Raw genomic sequence first — 18,906 nt, 5'->3', positions numbered from 1 at the left:
ACAGGAGCAAACCGTCACATGCCAGCCGACGCAAATCCGAGCCGCGTGTCTGACGCGCAGCCGCGCGAGGTCATGAACGTGGCGGTACTGGCGGAGTCCGAACTGGGGTCGGAGGCGCAGCGCGAACGCCGCAAGCGCATCCTCGATGCCACCATGGCCATCGCCTCCAAGGGCGGCTACGAGGCGGTTCAGATGCGCGCGGTGGCCGATCGCGCCGACGTCGCGGTGGGGACGCTGTACCGGTATTTCCCGTCGAAGGTGCACCTGCTGGTGTCGGCGCTGGGCCGCGAGTTCAGCCGCATCGACGCCAAGACGGACCGCTCGGCGATCACCGGCGGCACACCCTTCCAGCGGCTCAACTTCATGGTGGCCAAGCTCAACCGCGCGATGCAGCGCAACCCCCTGCTCACCGAGGCGATGGCCCGCGCCTACGTGTTCGCCGACGCCTCGGCGGCCAGCGAGGTCGACCAGGTCGAGAAGCTCATCGATTCGATGTTCGCGCGCGCGATGGCCGATGGCGAACCGACCGAGGACCAGTACCACATCGCCCGGGTGATCTCGGACGTGTGGCTGTCGAACCTGCTGGCGTGGCTCACCCGGCGCGCCTCGGCGACCGACGTCAGCAAGCGGCTGGACCTGGCCGTGCGGTTGCTGATCGGCGACCAGGACTCCAAGTAGGCCGGCTCACGCCGGCGGGCCCGCGGTGCGGCCCCGGATGAGTTCGGTGTCCAACAATTCGACGACGGGCAGGCCCGGCGTGCCCGTGCGTGGCGGCTGCAACAACAGCTCCCCGGCCCTGCGGCCCTTCTGCAGGCTGGACTGCGACACCGTGGTCAGCCCGCGGTTGATCGCCTCGGGCACCCCATCGAATCCGGTGACGGTCATCTGCCCCGGCACGTAAATGCCGTGTGCGCGCAGGTAATCCATGGCCGACAGGGCCAGGATGTCCGCGGTGCACATCAGCGCGGTGATCCGCGGATTGGCCTCCAGCGCCGCCTGGGCGGCCGCGCCGCCCGATTCGGGCAGGTGCTCGTAGCTCTCCACCACGGTCAATGAATCGGGCTCCACGCCGGCGGCCGTCATCGCCTCCCACACGCCCATGATCCGCTCCCGCTGCACGTCGAACGCGGGTGAGCGCAGCCGGTCGGGATCCACCAGGCCCTGGCGCCGGTCCCGGCCCAACCGCATGGTCAGCAGCCCGATCTCGCGATGCCCCAGGCCCAGCACGTAGTCGGCGAGCCCGCGCATCGCCGCGCGGTCGTCGATACCCACCCGCGAGACCCCGGCCAGCCCCTTGGGCTGGTCGACCACCACGATCGGCAGCCGGCGCTGCAACACCACCTGCAGGTAGGGATCTTCGTCGCACACCGAATAGACCACGAAGCCGTCCACGCCGGCCGAAAGCACCGCGGCCGTGCCGTCTTTGAGGCTGCGGCTGGGTCCGACGGCCACCAGCAGCAGGCCCTGGCCCAGCGCTTCGCAGGACTGCGCCACCCCGGTGACGAAGTCGCGTGCGGCCGGGTCGCTGAAGAAATACGGCAGCGGTTCGGCCATCACCAGACCGACCGCGCCGGCCTTGCGGGTCCGCAACGATCGCGCCACCGGATCGGGGCCGGCGTAGCCCAGCCGCTTGGCCGTCGCCAGCACGCGCTCACGCAGGTCCGGGGAGAGCTGATCGGGCCGGTTGAAGGCGTTCGAGATCGTCGTGCGCGAAACGTTGAGCTCGTCGGCCAACGACGCCAGAGTCGCACGCCGGCGTGGTGTGGGACTCACGTTCGGTGAGGCTACAGCGGATCGGGGCCCGCGCGTACGCGCTTCAGCTTGCGGCTTTGTAATGGAAACGGTTTTCATTAGTATTGTGGATCGGCTGACTGGCCGGCGGGAGGAAATCGGACGTGCGCATGGCACCGACGCGGCAACGAACGGCTACGGCCAGAACCGCCGACGCGACGCGATGGCTGGCGGCCGCCCTGGCGTTGGCCGGCGGCGCGGTGCTCGCCGGCTGCGGTACAGCGGCGCATTCGCGCCCGATGTCCGTCGTCGCCTCCACCGACGTGTGGGGCAGCGTGGTGCGCGCCGTCACCGGCCGCCGTGTCGCCGTCAAATCCATTCTCAGCGGGGCGGACATCGACCCGCACTCCTATGAGGTCAGTCCCGCCGACGCCGCCGCGATCGCCGACGCGCCGCTGGTGGTCTTCAACGGCGGCGGTTACGACGGCTGGGTCGACAACGTGCTGGCGCGGCACCCCGACGCCAAGCCGGTCAATGCCTACTCGTTTCTGAGCGACGACGCAGGACCGCGCAACGAGCACGTCTTCTACGACCTGGGCGTCGCCAAATCGGTGGCGAGCACCATCGCCGAGCGCCTCGCGGCGATCGACGCGGGCAACGCCGGCGAATACCGGGCCAACGCCGCCGCGTTCGGCCGCGACGCCGACTCGATCGCCGGCGCCGAACACGCGATCGCGACCACCTACCCCAACACCTCGGTGGTCGCGACCGAACCGGTCGCGTTCTATCTGATGAAGGCGACGGGTCTGGTGAACCGGACCCCGCCCGCGTTCGAGGCGGCCATCGAGAACGAGACCGATCCAGCGCCGGCCGACATGGCGGTGGTCCTCGACCTGGTCAACCGCCGTCAGGTGTCGGTGGTGCTGGTCAACCCGCAGACCTCCACCACCGCGATCAACGGGCTGCGCGACGCCGCACGGCGGGCCGGCGTCCCGGTCACCGACGTGTCCGAAACACTGACCGACGGCACGGAATACCTTGCCTGGCAACGTAATACGGTCAATCAGCTGCAGGCCGCGCTGCGGTCGAGCCGGCCTGTGCCGTCGTGAGCCTCGAGCCCGTCGCGGCCATCGAGAACCCCGCGGAAACCGTCACGCTGCGCGGAGCGCGGCTGTCCTTCGGCGACCGCGTGCTGTGGGACCACCTGGACCTGTCGGTGTCGCGCGGCGAGTTCATCGCGGTGCTGGGCCCGAACGGCAGCGGCAAGACCTCGCTGCTCAAGGTGCTGCTCGGGCGGCTGGCACTGAGCGCCGGCGTCGGGCTGGTGGACGGCAAGCCGATCACCTCGGGCAGCGGACGCATCGGCTATGTGCCCCAACACCATCCGATGGACGCCGACGTGATGCTGCGCGGACGCGATTTGGTTCGGCTGGGCATCGACGGGCGCCGCTGGGGCGCCCTCCCGCTGCGGTCCGCGGACCGGGCCCGCCGGCGCGCGGCCGTGCGGCAGGCGCTGCGCCAGGTCAACGGCGAACACCTGGCGGACGTCCGGGTCGGGATGATGTCGGGCGGCGAGTTGCAGCGGGTGCGCATCGCGCAGGCGTTGGTCAGCGACCCGCTGCTGTTGTTGTGCGACGAACCGCTGCTGACGCTGGACCCGGCGAACGCCAGGCTGGTATCGGCGCTGATCGAGCGGCGCCGCCAGGACGCCGCGACCACGGTCATCGTCGTCACCCACGAGATCAACCCGATCCTGCCCTACGTGGACCGGCTGCTGTATCTGGTCGACGGGCGGTTCGAGATCGGCACCGTCGAGCAGGTGATGACCAGCCAAACCCTCTCGGCGCTGTACCAATCCGACATCCAGGTGGTGAAGGTCAAGGACGGCTACGTGGTGGCCGGCGCTCGTGACGACGGGCACGGCTGATGGAGCATCGGCTCGCCGGCCTTCTGGACCACCTATTCTCGTTCGACGTCACCGCACACCTCCTCGCCCACGACTTCGTGCAGCAGGCGCTGGTGGCGGCCGCCCTGCTGGGACTGGTGGCCGGGCTGATCGGCCCGTTCATCGTGATGCGGCAGATGTCGTTCGCCGTACACGGTTCCAGCGAATTGTCGCTGACCGGAGCCGCTTTCGCGCTGCTGGTCGGGTTCGGCGTGGGCATCGGCGCGCTGATCGGCAGCGCCCTGGCCGCGGCGCTGTTCGGCGTGCTCGGGCGGCGCGACCGGGAACGCGATTCGGTGATCGGCGTGGTGCTGGCGTTCGGGCTGGGGCTGGCGGTGTTGTTCATTCACCTCTACCCGGGCCGCACGTCGACCAGTTTCGCCCTGCTGACCGGCCAGATCGTCGGGGTGGGCTACACGGGCCTGACGATGCTGGCGCTGGTCTGCGTGCTCGTCATCGCCGTGCTGGCGACGTGTTACCGCCCGCTGCTGTTCGCCACGGTCGATCCCGACGTCGCCGCCGCCCGCGGGGTGCCGGTCTACGGGCTGGGCATCGTGTTCGCCGCCCTGGTCGGGGTGGTCGCGGCCCAGGCGGTGCAGATCGTCGGTGCGCTGCTGGTGATGTCGTTGTTGATCACACCGGCGGCCGCGGCGGCCCGGGTGGTCGCCTCGCCGGCGGCGGCGATGGTGACCTCGGTGGTGTTCGCCGAGGTGTCCGCGGTCGGGGGTCTGGTGCTGTCGCTGGCGCCCGGCGTGCCGGTGTCGGTCTTCGTTGCGAGCATCTCGTTCCTGATCTATCTGGCGTGCTGGCTGATCGGGCGCCGGCGATCCGCCGCCTAAGCTGGGCCCACACATAGGCCCCACGTCCGGGAGGCAGTGGTGCGCGGGCGAATCGCGTTTCTGGTGCAGGCGGCGGCGTCCGTCCTGGTGACCGGCTGCACCACCGTCGTCGGCGGCAGCGCGTCGCCCGCGGACACCTCCGGTCCCCTGCCCCAAACCCCGGTGGCCGCCGCGGCCCTGGACGGGCTGCTGCTCGACGTGGACCAGATCAACTCCTTGCTCACCTCCGGGATGCGACTGCGCTACGGCGTGCAGGCGATGTGGGACTGGAGCTCGACTTTCAGCGACAAGAGCTGCCTGGCGATGGACGGCCCGGCCCAGGAAGCCGTCTACGCGGACACCGGCTGGATCGCGGTGCGTGGCCAGCGCCTCGACGACAGCTTCGATGACCCGGCGGTCCGCAACGACTCCGCCATCCAGGCCGTGATCGCCTACCCGTCGGCGCGCAAGGCCAACGCCTTCTACGACGCCTCGGTGCGTCGGTGGTCCGCCTGCGCCAACCGCAAGTTCTCCGAACATCCCAGCGGCAAGCCCGAAATCGGGTGGACAGTTGGCGAGGTCCACAAGATCGCGGGCATGCTGAGCACCTCCGAAGTTCAGGACAGCAGCGACGGCTGGACGTGCCAGCGGGCGCTGACCGCACGCAACAACGTCGTCATCGACGTCGCCACCTGCGGCTCCTTCCTGCCCGGTGGGTCCGCCGTCGACCTCGCCGAGCAGATCGCGGCCAAGGTCACCAGGCAGTAGCCGGGCGCCGCGCCTCCTCGCCTGCGCCGGCGCGGGTCGCCCCCATAAGCTGAGCGGGTGGCCGCTATCGACCTCAACGCCGACCTGGGCGAGGGCTTCGGTGTCTGGCGCCTGGGGGACGACGACGCCATGCTCGGCGTCGTCACCAGCGCCAACGTCGCGTGCGGCTTCCATGCCGGTGACCCGGCGGGCCTGCTGCGGGTGTGCCGGTCGGCCGCGCGGCGTGGGGTTCGCATCGGGGCGCAGGTGAGCTATCGCGACCTGGCCGGGTTCGGCAGGCGGTTCATCGACGTCGCCCCCGAGGACCTGACCGCCGACGTGGTGTATCAGATCGGCGCGCTGCGGGCGATCGCGCACGCGGCCGGCTCCACGGTGTCTTACGTCAAACCGCATGGCGCGCTGTACAACACGATCGTGACCCACGTCGAACAGGCCGCGGCCGTAGCCGAGGCGGTGCGCCTGGTGGACGCGGGGTTGCCGGTGTTGGGCATGACGGGATCGGCGTTCTTCGACGAAGCCGCCCGGGGCGGATTACGCACCGTCGCAGAGGCTTTCGCCGACCGGGCCTACCGGCCCGACGGCCGGCTGGTGTCGCGCCGGGAGCAGGGCGCGGTGCTGGCGGACCCGGCGGTGATCGCCGACCGGGTAGCGACCATGGTCGATACGGGTCAGGTCACCGCGATCGACGGCACCCAACTCACGCTGAACGTGGAATCGGTGTGCGTGCACGGCGATTCGCCGGGAGCGGTGCAGATCGCCGCCGCCGTCCGCGATCGCCTCGCCACGGCAGGCGTCGAGATCCGGGCGTTCTGCTGATGCGGTTGAAACTCGGGCGTCCCGACATCGCGCGGTACGCGGACCGGTTCGACGCCCCCGCCGCCGAACCCGACGGGCTCTCGGTGACCTGGATCGGCGTGGCGACTCTGCTGATCGACGACGGTTCGTCGGCCTTGATGACCGACGGCTACTTCTCCCGGCCCGGGCTGGCCGCGATCGCGGCCGGCAAGGTGGCTCCCTCGCCCGCGCGCGTCGACGGATGCCTTGCGCGGGCCAAGGTCTCGCGCCTGGCGGCGGTCATCCCGGTGCACACCCACTTCGACCACGTGCTGGATTCCGCACTCGTCGCCGACCGCACCGGCGCGCAGCTGGTGGGCGGGCAGTCCGCGGCGAACGTCGGGCGGGGATACGGCCTGCCGGAGAACCGGATCGTCGTCGCGGTGGGCGGCGAACCGATCCGGCTCGGCGCCTACGACGTCACCCTGATCGAATCGCACCACTGCCCGCCCGACCGGTTTCCCGGCGTCATCGACGAACCGGTGACCCCGCCGGCGCGGGCGTCGGCGTACCGCTGCGGGGAGTCGTGGTCGACGCTGGTGCACCATCGGCCGACGGACCGGCGGCTGCTGATCCAGGGCAGCGCCGGCTTCGTCACGGGCGCCCTGGCCGGCCACCGCGCCGACGCGGTGTACCTGTCCGTCGGGCAGCTCGGCCTGCGGCCGCGGTCCTACCTGGTCGACTACTGGACCGAGACCGTGCGCGCGGTGGGGGCGCGCCGGGTGATCCTGATCCACTGGGACGACTTCTTCCGCCCGCTGACAAAGCCGTTGCGGGCCTTGCCCTATGCCGGCGACGACCTGGACGTCTCCGTGCGCATCCTCGACGAGCTGGCGGCGCAGGATGGGGTCTCGGTGCACCTGCCCACGGTGTGGCGGCGCGAAAACCCGTGGAAGTAGAGCGGTTCAGACATTGGCCCTGACGCTTGCGCTGTTGCTGCTTGCCGTTGTCCTCGCGTTCGCCGTCGCGCGCCCCGGGGGTTGGCCCGAGGCGCTGGCCGCCGTCCCGGCCGCCCTGATCCTGATCGCCGTCGGCGCGATCTCGGTGCACCAGGCGGCCAAACAGATCGCCGATCTGTCCGGGGTGGTCGCGTTCCTGGGCGCGGTGCTGGTGTTGGCCAAGCTGTGCGACGACGAGGGCCTGTTCGAGGCCGCGGGCGCGGCGATCACCCGGGGCCGGGTCGGGTCGGGCGGGCTGCTGCGGCGGGTGTTCGTCATCGCCTCGCTCATCACCGCGGTGCTGAGCCTGGACGCCGCCGTGGTGCTGCTGACGCCGGTGGTGCTGGCCGCCGTCCGCCGGCAGCGCACCCGGGTGCGGCCCTATGCCTACGCCACCGCCCACCTGGCCAACGGCGCATCGCTGTTGCTGCCGGTGTCGAACCTGACCAACCTGCTGGCCTTCCATACCGCGAACATCTCGTTCACGAAGTTCACCCTCGCGATGGCCGCGCCGTGGGCGGGGGCCATCGCCGTCCTCTACGTGATCTTCCGGTGGTTTTTCGCCAAGGACCTGCGGGTGCAGCCCGACCCGGAGCAGCTGGGCGCGCCGACGCGCCCGCCGGTGTTCGTGCTGGTGGTCGTGGCGCTGACGCTCGCCGGCTTCGCGGTCGCGCAGTCCGTGGGCCTGGCCCCGGCCTGGGTGGCGTTGTGCGGCGCCGCGGTGCTGGCGGTGCGCAGCCTGCGCCATCGGCACACGTCGGTATCCGACATCGTGCGCTCGGTCAACGTCTCGTTCCTGGTGTTCGTGCTGGCGCTGGGCGTCGTGGTGCAGGCGGTCATGCTCAACGGGATGGACCGGGCGATGTCGGCGGTGCTGCCGTCGGGTTCGAGCCTGCCCGCGCTGCTGGCCGTCGCCGCGATAGCCGCCGTGCTGGCCAACGTCGTCAACAACCTGCCCGCCACGCTCGTGCTGCTGCCGCTGGTCGCGCCGAGCGGGCCGGTGGCCGTGCTGGCGGTGCTCATCGGGGTCAACATCGGGCCCAACCTGACCTACGTCGGGTCGCTGTCAAACCTGTTGTGGCGGCGCGTGTTACGCCAGCACGACGTCGATGCCGGCGTCGCCGAATACACCCGCCTGGGCGTGTGCACGGTGCCCGCGTCGCTGGCGGTGGCGGTGCTCGCGCTGTGGGCCTCGGCGCGGCTGCTGGGCCTCTAGGGCTTGGGCGGGCCGCACGGGCACTAGCCCCGCCGGTAGGCCGGCGGCAACGGTATCGACAGTTCGGCGAGCACACCGCGCAACGACGTCGGGTAGTCGGTGATGATGCCGTCGACGCCGTAACCGATCTGCCGGCGCATCTCCACGGCATCGTCGACCGTCCACGGAATCACCTTGAGCCCCAACGCATGCGCACGGTCGACGAACGACCGGCCGGTGACCAGCCGATAGTCGGGCGCAACGATGTCCGCGCCCACCATCCGCGCGCCGATCAACGGGTCGCCGACGAACGCGGGGTTCACCCCGCCCAGCCACGGCGAGGCCGGCGCCCAGGTGTGCTCGTCGTACAAGGCCACCAACGGAATTGACGGCTCGGCGCGCCGCACCAGCGGCAGGGTGCGCCAGTCGAAGCTCTGAATCTCCACCCGGTCGGCCTTGCCCGCCGACCTGACGGCGGCCAGTACCGCGTCGACGGCCTGCTGCGGATCGGCGGACGCGCCGGGGCGGTCGGCCTCCACCTTGGTTTCGATGTTGTAGCGCACCGCGCCGGCGCCGTACGAGTCGGCGAGCGCAAAAACCTGCGGCAGCGTCGCTATCTTGTTGCCCCGCACCACTTCGGCCCGGGGATAGTCAGCGAGCGGGCGGCCGCAATCCAGGGTGTCGACCTGGGCCAGCGTGAGTTCGTGCACGAGCTTGCCGACGTACGGATACTGCGGGTCCCCGGCGAACGCGGGCGCGGTGTCGGCGCACTTCTCGGCCAGGATCGTCGGGTCGTGCCACACCAGCGGTTGCCCGTCCTCGGTGAGCACGATGTCGAGTTCCAATGTGCTGACGCCCAATTCGAGCGCCTTGGCGAACGCGCGCAGGGATTCCTCGGTGGTCTCGCCGCGGCCGCCACGATGGGCCTGAAGATCGAATTCCGGTGCGGCGGCGCGGGCGACGCCGAACGGCAACGCGACGACGACCAGCAGCACCGCCAGCGCCGCACGGAGCCGCGCGGGCCGGTCGGGCACCGATGTCAACCCCTGCGCTGGCGGGTGATTTCGGCGAGCACCACCCCGGCGGCCACCGACGCGTTCAGCGATTCGGTGTCCCCCGCCATCGGGATGGACACGACCTCGTCGCAGTTCTGCCGCACCAACCGCGAAAGGCCCTTGCCTTCCGATCCCACGACGACCACCAGCGGATCGGTGCCGTCGATGTCGTCGAGCGTGGTGTCACCGCCGGCGTCCAGCCCGATCACCCGCAGCCCGCGACCGGCCCAATCCGTCAGTGTTCTGGTCAGATTGGTGGCCCGCGCCACCGGGATGCGGGCCGCGGCCCCGGCGCTGGTACGCCATGCCACCGCCGTCACCGAGGCCGATCGGCGCTGCGGGATCAGCACCCCGTGGCCGCCGAACGCGGCCACCGAACGGACGATGGCACCCAGGTTGCGGGGGTCGGAGATGTTGTCCAGCGCGACCAGCAGCGCCGGCGGCGAGGCGAGCGCGGCGCCGACCAGATCGTCGGGGTGTGCGTAGTTGTACGGCGGCACCTGCAACGCGATGCCCTGGTGCAGGTGGTTGCTGGTCATCCGGTCCAGATCGGTGCGCGGCACCTCCAGGATGGAGATGCCCAAATCCGCTGCGCGCGTGACGGATTCGGTGAGCCGCTCGTCGGCGTCGGTGCCCAGCGCGACGTAGAGCGCGGTGGCCGGCACCCCGGCCCGCAGGCACTCCAGCACCGGGTTGCGGCCCAGCACCGTCTCGGATTCGTCGGTCTTACCGCGCGCGGGCCGGCGGCTCTGGGCCTTGGCGCGCTTGGCGGCCGGATGATTGGGCCGCAGGTGCGCGGGCGGGGTGGGGCCACGACCTTCCAGGCCGCGGCGGCGCTGGCCCCCCGAGCCCACGGTCGGTCCCTTCTTGGTGCCCTCTTTGCGTATCGCCCCACGGCGGCGCGAGTTGCCGGCCATCTAGTCCGCCCCTACTGCTCGGGACTGGCCTGCAGCGACCACTGCGGCCCGTCGGCGGTGTCGGTGACCTCGATGCCGGCGTCCTTGAGCCGGTCGCGGATCTCGTCGGCCAGCGCCCAGTTGCGTTCCTCGCGCGCCTTCTGCCGATTCTTCAGCTCCGCCTGGACCAGCACGTCGACGGCGGCCAGGGCCGCCGACGTCTCGTCGCGGGTCTCCCAGCGCTCGTCGAGCGGGTCGCAGCCCAGGATGCCCATCATCGCGCGGATCGCGCCCGCGTGCCGCAGCGCGCCTTCATGATCGCCGGAGTCCAGCGCCCGGTTGCCCTCGGCGCGCGCCTGGTGCACCTCGGCCAGCGCGGCCGGCACGGCCAGGTCGTCGTTGAGGGCATCGGCGAAGCGGTCGGTCCATTGCCCGGGTTCGACGCCGCCCACCCGCACCCGGACGCGGTGCAGAAATTCCTCAACGCCGACATAGGCTTTCACCGCGTCCTGCAGCGCGGTCTCGGAGAATTCCAGCATCGAGCGGTAGTGGGCGCTGCCCAGGTAGTAGCGCAGCTCGGCCGCGCGCACCCGCTGCAGCAGCGCCGGTATGGCCAGCACGTTGCCCAGCGATTTGCTCATCTTCTCGCCGCCCATCGTCACCCAGCCGTTGTGCAGCCAGTAGCGGGCGAACCCGTCGCCGGCGGCGCGGCTCTGGGCGATCTCGTTCTCGTGGTGCGGGAAGACCAAATCCATTCCGCCGCAATGGATGTCGAACTCCGGACCCAGGTAGGTGCGGGCCATCGCGGAACATTCGAGGTGCCACCCCGGGCGGCCGCGGCCCCACGGGGTGGGCCAGGACGGCTCGCCGGGCTTGGCGGCCTTCCACAGCGTGAAGTCGCGCTGATCGCGTTTGCAGGTGGCCACGCCCTCGCCCTGATGGACGTCGTCGATCTTGTGCCCGGACAGCTGCCCGTATTCGGGGTAGCTGAGCACGTTGAAGTACACGTCGCCGCCCGCGGCGTAGGCGTGATCGGTGTCGATCAGCCGTCCCATCAATTCGACCATCTGGGTGATGTGCCCGGTGGCCCGCGGCTCGGCCGACGGCGGCAACACGTCCAGCGCGTCGTAGGCGGCGCTGAAGGCCCGCTCGTAGGTGGCCGCCCATTCCCACCACGGCCTGCCCGCCGCGGCGGCCTTGTTGAGGATCTTGTCGTCGATGTCGGTGACGTTGCGGATGAACGCGACGTCGCAGCCGCGCGCGATCAGCCATCGGCGCAGGATGTCGAAGGCCACCCCGCTGCGGACGTGGCCGATGTGCGGCAGCCCCTGGACCGTCGCGCCACACAGATAGATGGAGACGTGGCCCTCGCGCAGCGGAACGAAATCACGCACGGCACCCGCCGCCGTGTCGTGGAGCCGCAAGCGGGCCTGATCGGTCACGACGTGCCAGCTTACCGGGTAGTTCCGCGGCCCCCGGCGCTGAGCGTGCTTACCCGGCGGAGACGACCAGCGCGGTGGCGATGGCGGCGAGGCCCTCACCGCGTCCGGTCAGGCCCAACCCGTCGGTCGTCGTCGCCGACACCGACACCGGGGCGCCCAGCAATTCCGAGAGCACCCGCTGCGCCTCGGCGCGGCGGGGACCGATCTTCGGCCGGTTCCCGATGACCTGCACGGCCGCGTTGCCCACCCGGAAGCCGTGGTGCGACGCCAGATCCGCGACGTGGCGCAGCATGTCGGCGCCGCTGACCCCGGTCCAGCGCGGATCGTCGACCCCGAACACCTCCCCGAGGTCGCCCAGCCTGGCGGCCGACAACACCGCGTCGCACAGCGCGTGCGCCGCGACGTCGCCGTCGGAATGCCCGGCGCAGCCGTCGGCGTCGGCGAACTGCAGGCCCAGCAGCCAGCACGGCCGCCCGGGTTCGATGGGGTGCACGTCGACGCCGAGGCCGACTCTTGGCAGGGCGTTCACCGGCGCACGACGGCTTCGGCCAGCAGCAAATCGAGCTGGGTGGTGATCTTGAATGCCAGCGGGTCGCCGTCGACCACCTGGACCCGGCCACCGACATGCTCGACCAGCGACGCGTCGTCGGTGAAGCCGGCGTGCCGACCGGCCCGATAGGTCCCGTAGGCGCGCAACAGCAGAGCGGTCGCGAAGCCCTGCGGGGTCTGCACGGCACGCAGCCCGGCGCGTTCCGGCGTCCCCAGCACCGCCCCGTTGGCGTCCACGGCCTTGATGGTGTCATGCAGGGGCAGGGCGGGCACCACGGCGTCGTGGCCGGCCCGCAGCGCCGCCACCACACGGGCGATCAGCGACGGGGGCGTCAGCGCCCGCGCCGCGTCGTGCACCAGCACGAACTCGGGCGCGGCCGTGGGTATGGCCGCCAGGGCCAGGTGGACGGACTCGGTGCGGTCGGTCCCGCCGGCGACGACGGTGGCGTGGCCGGCCCCGACGTGATCGGCCAGAACCCGTGTGGCCTCGTCGATCCGGTCGGCGGGAACGGCCGCCACGACGTGATCGACCACCCCGGAGTCCAACAAACCGGCGACCGCGCGCTGCAGCAGCGTGCGGCCGTCGACCAAACAGAATGCCTTGGGAATTCCTGCGGCCAGTCGTTCGCCCGACCCTGCGGCGGGGACGACTGCGACTACGTTGCCTGACGCGCCCGTCTCCGGGGCCACCGAAGTGTCAGGACCTTCAGGAAGCGGCGGCGAGCACCTCGTCGAGGATGGTCTCGGCCTTGGCGTCGTCGGTGCTCTCGGCCAGCGCCAACTCACCGACCAGAATCTGGCGGGCCTTGGCCAGCATCCGCTTCTCGCCGGCCGACAAGCCACGCTCCTGATCGCGACGCCACAGGTCGCGGACTACCTCGGCGACCTTGTTGACGTCGCCGGAGGCGAGCTTTTCGAGGTTCGCCTTGTAGCGGCGCGACCAGTTCGTCGGCTCCTCGGTGTGCGGGGCCCGCAGCACCTGGAACACCTTGTCCAGACCCTCTTGTCCGACGACGTCGCGGACACCCACGTACTCAGCGTTGTCGGCGGGAACTCGAACGGTCAGGTCGCCCTGCGCCACCTTCAAGACGAGATATTCTTTTTGTTCCCCTTTGATCGTCCGGGTTTCGATCGCCTCGACTAACGCAGCACCGTGATGCGGGTAAACAACGGTGTCGCCGACCTTGAAGATCATCTGATTCGAGCCCCTTTCGTTACTTCATCCTAACACGGCCGCCCAACTACGCGCGAAGCAACGATGCAGGTCAGGGGCACAACACGCGCAGATTAGGGGTTGACATGCGGACCAAGTCGTGCAGTGCAACACCTTACCAACGGCCCCGACGCGGCCCGGCGGCGGCCTTGAAACCCTCGCTGGCAGCGCTCCGGCGCTGGTCTGGCGCCCCGCGCTACCGCGCGCGAGACGTCCCTACTACTGTGCATAGTTGCATCAGTCGAACAGCAGGAGGCTCGAGAGAGTGAACCGCTTCAAGATCCGCCTCGGCCTTCCCGCGCTCGCCGTCGCCGGCGTGCTGGCCGCTCTGGCCGCTCTGGTGAGCGGTTGCGGAGCCGGACAGGTCTCGCAGATGGCGGTCCAGGAGCCCGCCATCAACGGCAACAAGGTCACGTTCAACAACGTGGCGCTGCGCGACATCCGGATCCAGGCCTACCAAACCGGCGACTACCTGCAGCCCGGCCGCACCGTGGACCTGGTGCTGGTGGCGGTCAACCTGTCGCCGAACACGCCCGACCGGCTCGTCGGCGTGAGCAGCGACATCGGCACGGTGACGGTCAGCGGCGACGCCCGGCTGCCCGCCGGCGGATCGCTGTTCATCGGCACGCCCGAGGGTGAGAAGGTGGCGCCGGGTCCGGTCGGTGCGAACACCGCCGCGGCCAAGGCGACCGTCAATCTGACCAAGCCCATCTCCAACGGGCTGACCTACAACTTCACCTTCAATTTCGAGAAGGCCGGCCAGGCGACCGTCTCGGTGCCGATCTCGGCCGGGCTGGCGCCTCCGCAGCGAAACCAGGCGGGCTAACCGCCTGTCGTGACACGGGCTTGTCGTAGCGGCTCGATACCGTCATGGCGTGGCAACCGCGCGCAAGCAATACCGCTGTTCGGAATGTCGGCACGTCACCGCGAAGTGGGTGGGTCGCTGCCTGGAGTGCGGCACCTGGGGCACGGTTGACGAGGTCCCGGTTCTCAGCGCGGTCGCCGGGCGCCGCAGCGGCCTGGCCGCGGCCGCACCGGCCGTGCCGATCACGTCCATCGAGCCCAACGCCAGCCAGCACCGCACGACGGGGGTAGACGAACTCGACCGCGTGCTCGGCGGCGGCGTGGTGCCCGGCTCGGTCACGCTGCTGGCCGGCGATCCCGGGGTGGGCAAGTCGACGCTGCTGCTCGAGGTCGCGCATCGCTGGGCGAAGTCGGGCCGCCGCGCCCTGTACATCTCCGGCGAGGAGTCCGCCGGCCAGATCCGGCTGCGCGCGGACCGCATCGGCTGCGGCAGCGACGAGCTCTACCTGGCGGCCGAATCCGACCTGCACACCGTGCTCGAGCACATCGCCACGGTCAAGCCCGCGCTGGTGATCGTGGACTCCGTGCAGACCATGTCCACCACCGAGGCCGACGGCGTGGCCGGGGGCGTCACGCAGGTCCGCGCGGTGACGTCGGCCCTGACCGCCGCGGCCAAGACGAACGGGGTGGCGCTGATCCTGGTCGGGCACGTCACCAAGGACGGGGCCATCGCCGGGCCGCGTTCCCTCGAGCATCTCGTCGACGTGGTGCTGCACTTCGAGGGCGACCGCAACGGCTCGCTGCGGATGGTGCGGGGGATCAAGAACCGGTTCGGCGCCGCCGACGAGGTCGGCTGTTTCCTGTTGCACGACAACGGGATCGAGGGCGTCGCCGACCCGTCGAACCTGTTCTTGGATCAGCGTCCGGCCCCGGTGCCGGGCACCGCGATCACGGTGACACTCGACGGCAAACGACCGCTCATCGGCGAGGTGCAGGCGCTGCTCGCCACGCCGCAGGGCGGCTCGCCGCGCCGCGCCGTGAGCGGCATCGACCATTCCCGGGCCGCGATGATCACCGCGGTGCTGGAAAAGCACGCCAAGCTACCGGTCGGGGCCCACGACATCTACCTGTCCACCGTCGGCGGCATGCGGCTGACCGACCCGTCGTCGGATCTGGCGGTCGCGGTGGCGCTGGCGTCGGCGCTTGCCGACCTGCCGCTGCCCACCACCGCGGTGATGATCGGCGAGGTGGGGCTTGCCGGGGACCTGCGCCGCGTCAGCGGCATGGAGCGGCGGCTGAGCGAAGCCGCCCGCCAGGGCTTCAGCATCGCGCTCATCCCGGACGGCGACGACCCCCGGCGCGAGATCGTGCCGGCCGGGATGCGGGCGCTGCGCGCACCGACCATCGTGGCGGCGATGGAGCACATGCTCGCCATCGCCGACCGGCGCGGCGGCATGCCCGCAAACGTGCGACGGCTGGACGGACGGCGCTTCGGGCCTGAAGAATGATTCGCTGTGAACCGTCCGACCCTGCGTGAAACCGTCGCCCGCCTGGCCCCTGGCACCGGCCTGCGTGACGGCCTGGAACGCATCCTGCGTGGCCGCACCGGCGCGCTGATCGTGCTCGGCAACGACGAGGCCGTGGAGGCCATCTGCGACGGCGGCTTCGCCCTGGACGTGCGCTACGCGCCCACCCGGCTGCGCGAGCTGGCGAAGATGGACGGCGCCGTCGTGCTGTCCACCGACGGCAGCCGCATCGTGCGGGCCAACGTCCAGCTGGTGCCCGACCCCTCGATCGCCACCGACGAGTCGGGAACTCGGCACCGGTCCGCGGAGCGGGCGGCGATCCAGACCGGCTACCCGGTGATCTCGGTGAGCCACTCGATGAACATCGTCACCGTCTATGTGGGCGGGGAGCGCCACGTGGTGGCGGACTCGGCGACCATCCTGTCGCGAGCCAACCAGGCCATCGCCACCCTGGAGCGGTACAAGATCCGGCTCGACGAGGTCAGCAGGCAGCTGTCGCGCGCCGAGATCGAGGACTTCGTCACGCTGCGCGACGTCATGACGGTGGTGCAGCGGCTCGAGCTGGTCCGGCGGATCGGCCAGGTGATCGACAACGACGTCGTCGAACTCGGCACCGACGGCCGCCAGCTGCGGCTGCAGCTCGACGAGCTGCTGGGCGGCAACGACAACGCCCGGGAGCTGATCGTGCGCGACTATCACGCCAGCCCGGAGCCGTTGTCCGAGGCGCAGATGACGGCCACGCTCGACGAGCTGGACGCGCTATCGGATACCGAGCTGCTCGACTTCACCATCCTGGCAAAGGTTTTCGGATATCCGACCACCACCGAGGCGCAGGATTCGGCGGTCAGCCCGCGCGGCTACCAGGCGCTGGCCGCCATTCCCCGGCTGCAGTTCGCGCACGCCGACCTGTTGGTCCGCTCGTTCGGGACGCTGCAGAACGTGCTGGCGGCCAGCGCCACCGACCTGCAGTCGGTCGACGGCATCGGCGCGATGTGGGCCCGCCATGTGCGCGAAGGCCTTTCGCAGCTGGCGGAGTCGACGATCACCGACTCGTTGAGCTAGGTGCGCGATCGGCCTCAGCCGGCGGGCGGCGGGGCCATCGGCGGCGCCTCCGGCTGCGGCACCGCGCCCGGCTGACCCGGTCCGGGCACCGGGCCCGGCGGCGGTGGCGGCTGGTTCATGATGAATGGAACCGGCATCGAGCGCAGGTTGCCCAGCTGCACGACCAGGTTGTAGGTGCCCGGCCCGATCGCCGGCCGGGGCAGCGGGCAGTGCGGCGCCGAGCCCATTCCCGTCCACGTCACCGCGGTGGTCACCTGCTCGCCCGGGGTGAACGTCTTGATCAGCGTCTCGTTCGACGGCGCGCAGTCCAGGTTCGACCACAGCCGCTTGTTGTCCAGCGAGTAGACGTAGGCCGCCAGCACCGCCGCGCCGACGTCGCGCTTGCAGGCCACCAGCCCGATGTTGGTGACGACCATGGTGAACTTCGGCTGGTCACCGATGAAGTACTGGGGCGCGTTGGTCAGGCCCTTGACCGCCAGCGTCGAGTCGGGGCAGTCGTCGCCCTCTTTGAGCACCGGCGGCGGCTGCACCGCGGCGGTGGGGGTGGGTGTCTCGGGGTTCTGTCCCTGCGCCGGCGGCACCGCGGGGGCGGGGCCCTCGGGTCCGGGCGGCGGGGGCGCCTGGGGCGCAGGCGATCCCGGCTTGTTCGCGGCGGCGCTGGCCTTGTCGGCGTTGGCGGGCTTGGCTCCCCCGCTGTGCCCCATGAAGGCGATGACGACGGCGGCCACGATCCCGATCACGACGACCGCGATACCAATGGCCAGGCCTCTGCGCCGCCAATAGATCTCGGTGGGTAGCGGGCCACGCGGTTCCAGATCGAGCACGTTCGCAGCGTAGGCCCAGGTCACATCGATTCGGCTGACCCGCCCCGGCGTGTCGCGAGGTTTGCTGGCCGGCCGGCGTGTAGGGGCGGCCGATGTTCGGCCCCCCGCGTGCCCTATTGGGCGTTACTCACCGATGTCGCCGGCGTGATCGCACAACTCCGCCCGCCCGTCGGCGAGGTGGTAGGTGACTCCGGCCACGGCCACCGTTCCCGCGGCGACCCGCTCGGCGATGACGGCCGACCGAGACGTCAGCTGCGCAACCGTTTCGCAGACGTGTCGCTTCTCGAACTCGTCCACGCGGCTCAGGCCCTCGCGGCGGCCCATCAGGATCGACGGCGCCACGCGTTCCACCACGTCCCGCACGAAACCCCCCGGGATGGTGCCGTCGTCGATCGCGGCCAGCGCCGCCTTGACCGCGCCGCAGCTGTCGTGACCCAGCACGACGATGAGCGGCACGTCGAGGACCGCCACGGCGAACTCGATGGAGCCCAACACCGCCGAGTCGATGGCCTGCCCGGCGGTGCGCACCACGAACATGTCACCCAGGCCCTGATCGAAGATGAGCTCGGCGGCCACTCGACTGTCGGCGCAGCCGAAGACGACCGCGGTGGGGCTCTGGCCCGCGGCCAGGCTGGCTCGATGCTCAACACTTTGGCTGGGATGCTGCGGCTTACCGGCGACGAATCGCTCGTTACCCTCTTTGAGTGACTTCCACGCGGTTACCGGGTTGGTGTTAGGCATGGCTGACATCATGCCGCAACCGGCGGTGGCGGGCGCAGGGTTCATATCAGTCGCCAATCTTGTTCACTGGTACGACAGCTCGCGCCGCGATCTGCCGTGGCGCGAACCGGGGGTCAGCGCCTGGCAAATCCTGGTCAGCGAATTCATGCTGCAGCAGACCCCGGTGTCGCGGGTGCTGCCGATCTGGACGGATTGGGTGCGGCGCTGGCCCACCCCGTCGGCGACGGCCGCGGCCAGCGCTGCGGACGTGCTGCGCGCCTGGGGCAAGCTGGGCTATCCGCGCCGGGCCACGCGGTTGCACGAATGCGCCACGGTGATCGCGCGCGATCACGGTGACGTGGTGCCCGACGACGTCGACACCCTTTTGACGCTGCCCGGCGTCGGCGCCTACACCGCCCGCGCCATCGCCTGTTTCGCCTACGGCCAGTCGGTACCGGTGGTGGACACCAATGTGCGCCGCGTGGTGGCGCGCGCGGTGCACGGCCTGGCCGACGCGGGTGCGCCGTCGGCGACGCGCGACCACGCCGACGTGGCGGCGCTGCTGCCCACCGACGCCACCGCACCG

The 18,906-nt window shown here is 70.7% G+C and carries 20 protein-coding genes and 1 pseudogene; 12 read left to right on the top strand and 9 right to left on the bottom strand.

Annotation, left to right across the window (positions count from 1 at the left end; all coding sequences use genetic code 11):
* The first annotated feature begins 78 nt into the window (after positions 1–78).
* Positions 79–678: a cholesterol catabolism transcriptional regulator KstR gene (gene kstR, locus DQP57_RS06060; protein WP_112632241.1), complete on the top strand. Its 600-nt coding sequence runs from the start codon at positions 79–81 to the stop codon at positions 676–678.
* Positions 679–684: 6 nt separating this feature from the next.
* On the opposite strand, the gene DQP57_RS06055 is transcribed toward kstR, so the two are convergent.
* Positions 685–1,773 (bottom strand): LacI family DNA-binding transcriptional regulator, encoded by a 1,089-nt coding sequence (locus tag DQP57_RS06055; protein WP_112632145.1) that lies wholly within the window; start codon positions 1,771–1,773, stop codon positions 685–687.
* Positions 1,774–1,901: 128 nt separating this feature from the next.
* Between DQP57_RS06055 and DQP57_RS06050 the strand changes: the two genes are divergently transcribed.
* The 7 genes from DQP57_RS06050 to DQP57_RS06020 are packed head-to-tail and all read left to right on the top strand — an operon-like array spanning position 1,902 to position 8,250.
* Positions 1,902–2,840, top strand: a complete 939-nt coding sequence (locus tag DQP57_RS06050) for a metal ABC transporter solute-binding protein, Zn/Mn family (RefSeq protein ID WP_112632144.1) — start codon at positions 1,902–1,904, stop codon at positions 2,838–2,840.
* Complete coding sequence (locus DQP57_RS06045; RefSeq protein WP_112632143.1) at positions 2,837–3,658, top strand: metal ABC transporter ATP-binding protein; 822 nt, start codon at positions 2,837–2,839, stop codon at positions 3,656–3,658. Before DQP57_RS06050 ends, DQP57_RS06045 begins: the two co-directional genes overlap by 4 nt.
* Positions 3,658–4,515, top strand: a complete 858-nt coding sequence (locus tag DQP57_RS06040; protein WP_112632142.1) for a metal ABC transporter permease — start codon at positions 3,658–3,660, stop codon at positions 4,513–4,515. The genes DQP57_RS06045 and DQP57_RS06040 overlap by 1 nt, the downstream gene beginning before the upstream one ends.
* A gap of 36 nt (positions 4,516–4,551) precedes the next feature.
* A complete protein-coding gene (locus tag DQP57_RS06035) occupies positions 4,552–5,262 on the top strand; it encodes a sensor domain-containing protein (RefSeq protein ID WP_112632141.1) in 711 nt (236 codons plus the stop codon).
* Positions 5,263–5,319: 57 nt separating this feature from the next.
* Positions 5,320–6,078 carry a LamB/YcsF family protein gene (locus DQP57_RS06030; protein WP_112632140.1) on the top strand — a complete coding sequence of 253 codons (759 nt, stop codon included), beginning with the start codon at positions 5,320–5,322 and terminating at the stop codon, positions 6,076–6,078.
* Positions 6,078–6,995, top strand: coding sequence for an MBL fold metallo-hydrolase (locus DQP57_RS06025; RefSeq protein WP_112632139.1), 918 nt, complete (start codon positions 6,078–6,080; stop codon positions 6,993–6,995). Before DQP57_RS06030 ends, DQP57_RS06025 begins: the two co-directional genes overlap by 1 nt.
* Positions 6,996–7,008: 13 nt before the next feature.
* A complete protein-coding gene (locus tag DQP57_RS06020) occupies positions 7,009–8,250 on the top strand; it encodes an SLC13 family permease (RefSeq protein ID WP_112632138.1) in 1,242 nt (413 codons plus the stop codon).
* Between the two features lie 23 nt (positions 8,251–8,273).
* On the opposite strand, the gene DQP57_RS06015 is transcribed toward DQP57_RS06020, so the two are convergent.
* From DQP57_RS06015 to carD, 6 genes are read right to left on the bottom strand one after another with little or no spacing between them, the layout of a single operon-like run.
* A complete protein-coding gene (locus DQP57_RS06015; protein WP_430918149.1) occupies positions 8,274–9,263 on the bottom strand; it encodes a glycerophosphodiester phosphodiesterase in 990 nt (329 codons plus the stop codon).
* A 5-nt stretch (positions 9,264–9,268) separates the two neighbouring features.
* Entirely contained in the window at positions 9,269–10,201 is a 933-nt protein-coding gene (gene rlmB / locus DQP57_RS06010) for a 23S rRNA (guanosine(2251)-2'-O)-methyltransferase RlmB (protein WP_112632136.1), read from the bottom strand.
* A gap of 11 nt (positions 10,202–10,212) precedes the next feature.
* Positions 10,213–11,622 carry a cysteine--tRNA ligase gene (cysS, locus tag DQP57_RS06005; RefSeq protein ID WP_112632135.1) on the bottom strand — a complete coding sequence of 470 codons (1,410 nt, stop codon included), beginning with the start codon at positions 11,620–11,622 and terminating at the stop codon, positions 10,213–10,215.
* Positions 11,623–11,671: 49 nt separating this feature from the next.
* On the bottom strand, positions 11,672–12,151 hold the full coding sequence (gene ispF / locus DQP57_RS06000) for a 2-C-methyl-D-erythritol 2,4-cyclodiphosphate synthase (protein ID WP_112632134.1): 480 nt from the start codon (positions 12,149–12,151) through the stop codon (positions 11,672–11,674).
* A complete protein-coding gene (ispD, locus tag DQP57_RS05995; protein ID WP_112632133.1) occupies positions 12,148–12,861 on the bottom strand; it encodes a 2-C-methyl-D-erythritol 4-phosphate cytidylyltransferase in 714 nt (237 codons plus the stop codon). The genes ispF and ispD overlap by 4 nt, the downstream gene beginning before the upstream one ends.
* A 16-nt stretch (positions 12,862–12,877) precedes the next feature.
* A complete protein-coding gene (gene carD, locus DQP57_RS05990; protein WP_007166539.1) occupies positions 12,878–13,366 on the bottom strand; it encodes an RNA polymerase-binding transcription factor CarD in 489 nt (162 codons plus the stop codon).
* A gap of 283 nt (positions 13,367–13,649) precedes the next feature.
* On the opposite strand from carD, the gene DQP57_RS05985 reads away from it, so the two are divergent.
* The 3 genes from DQP57_RS05985 to disA are packed head-to-tail and all read left to right on the top strand — an operon-like array spanning position 13,650 to position 16,776.
* Positions 13,650–14,210, top strand: coding sequence for a hypothetical protein (locus DQP57_RS05985; RefSeq protein ID WP_112632132.1), 561 nt, complete (start codon positions 13,650–13,652; stop codon positions 14,208–14,210).
* 49 nt (positions 14,211–14,259) lie between these two features.
* Entirely contained in the window at positions 14,260–15,696 is a 1,437-nt protein-coding gene (gene radA / locus DQP57_RS05980; RefSeq protein ID WP_112632131.1) for a DNA repair protein RadA, read from the top strand.
* Between the two features lie 6 nt (positions 15,697–15,702).
* The gene (disA, locus tag DQP57_RS05975) at positions 15,703–16,776 is read left to right on the top strand and encodes a DNA integrity scanning diadenylate cyclase DisA (RefSeq protein WP_112632130.1); all 1,074 of its coding nucleotides are present in this window, start codon (positions 15,703–15,705) and stop codon (positions 16,774–16,776) included.
* Positions 16,777–16,790: 14 nt separating this feature from the next.
* On the opposite strand, the gene DQP57_RS05970 is transcribed toward disA, so the two are convergent.
* Entirely contained in the window at positions 16,791–17,600 is an 810-nt protein-coding gene (locus DQP57_RS05970) for a hypothetical protein (RefSeq protein WP_112632240.1), read from the bottom strand.
* 123 nt (positions 17,601–17,723) lie between these two features.
* A complete protein-coding gene (locus tag DQP57_RS05965; RefSeq protein WP_112632129.1) occupies positions 17,724–18,341 on the bottom strand; it encodes a carbonic anhydrase in 618 nt (205 codons plus the stop codon).
* On the opposite strand from DQP57_RS05965, the pseudogene DQP57_RS05960 reads away from it, so the two are divergent.
* Positions 18,340–18,906, top strand: a pseudogene (locus DQP57_RS05960) (A/G-specific adenine glycosylase); the annotation flags it as partial. The gene DQP57_RS05965 and the pseudogene DQP57_RS05960 overlap by 2 nt on opposite strands.

The sequence above is a fragment of the Mycobacterium colombiense genome (assembly GCF_003284935.1).
Lineage (GTDB): Bacteria > Actinomycetota > Actinomycetes > Mycobacteriales > Mycobacteriaceae > Mycobacterium > Mycobacterium arosiense_A.
This window is presented reverse-complemented; position numbering and strand designations above follow the sequence as displayed.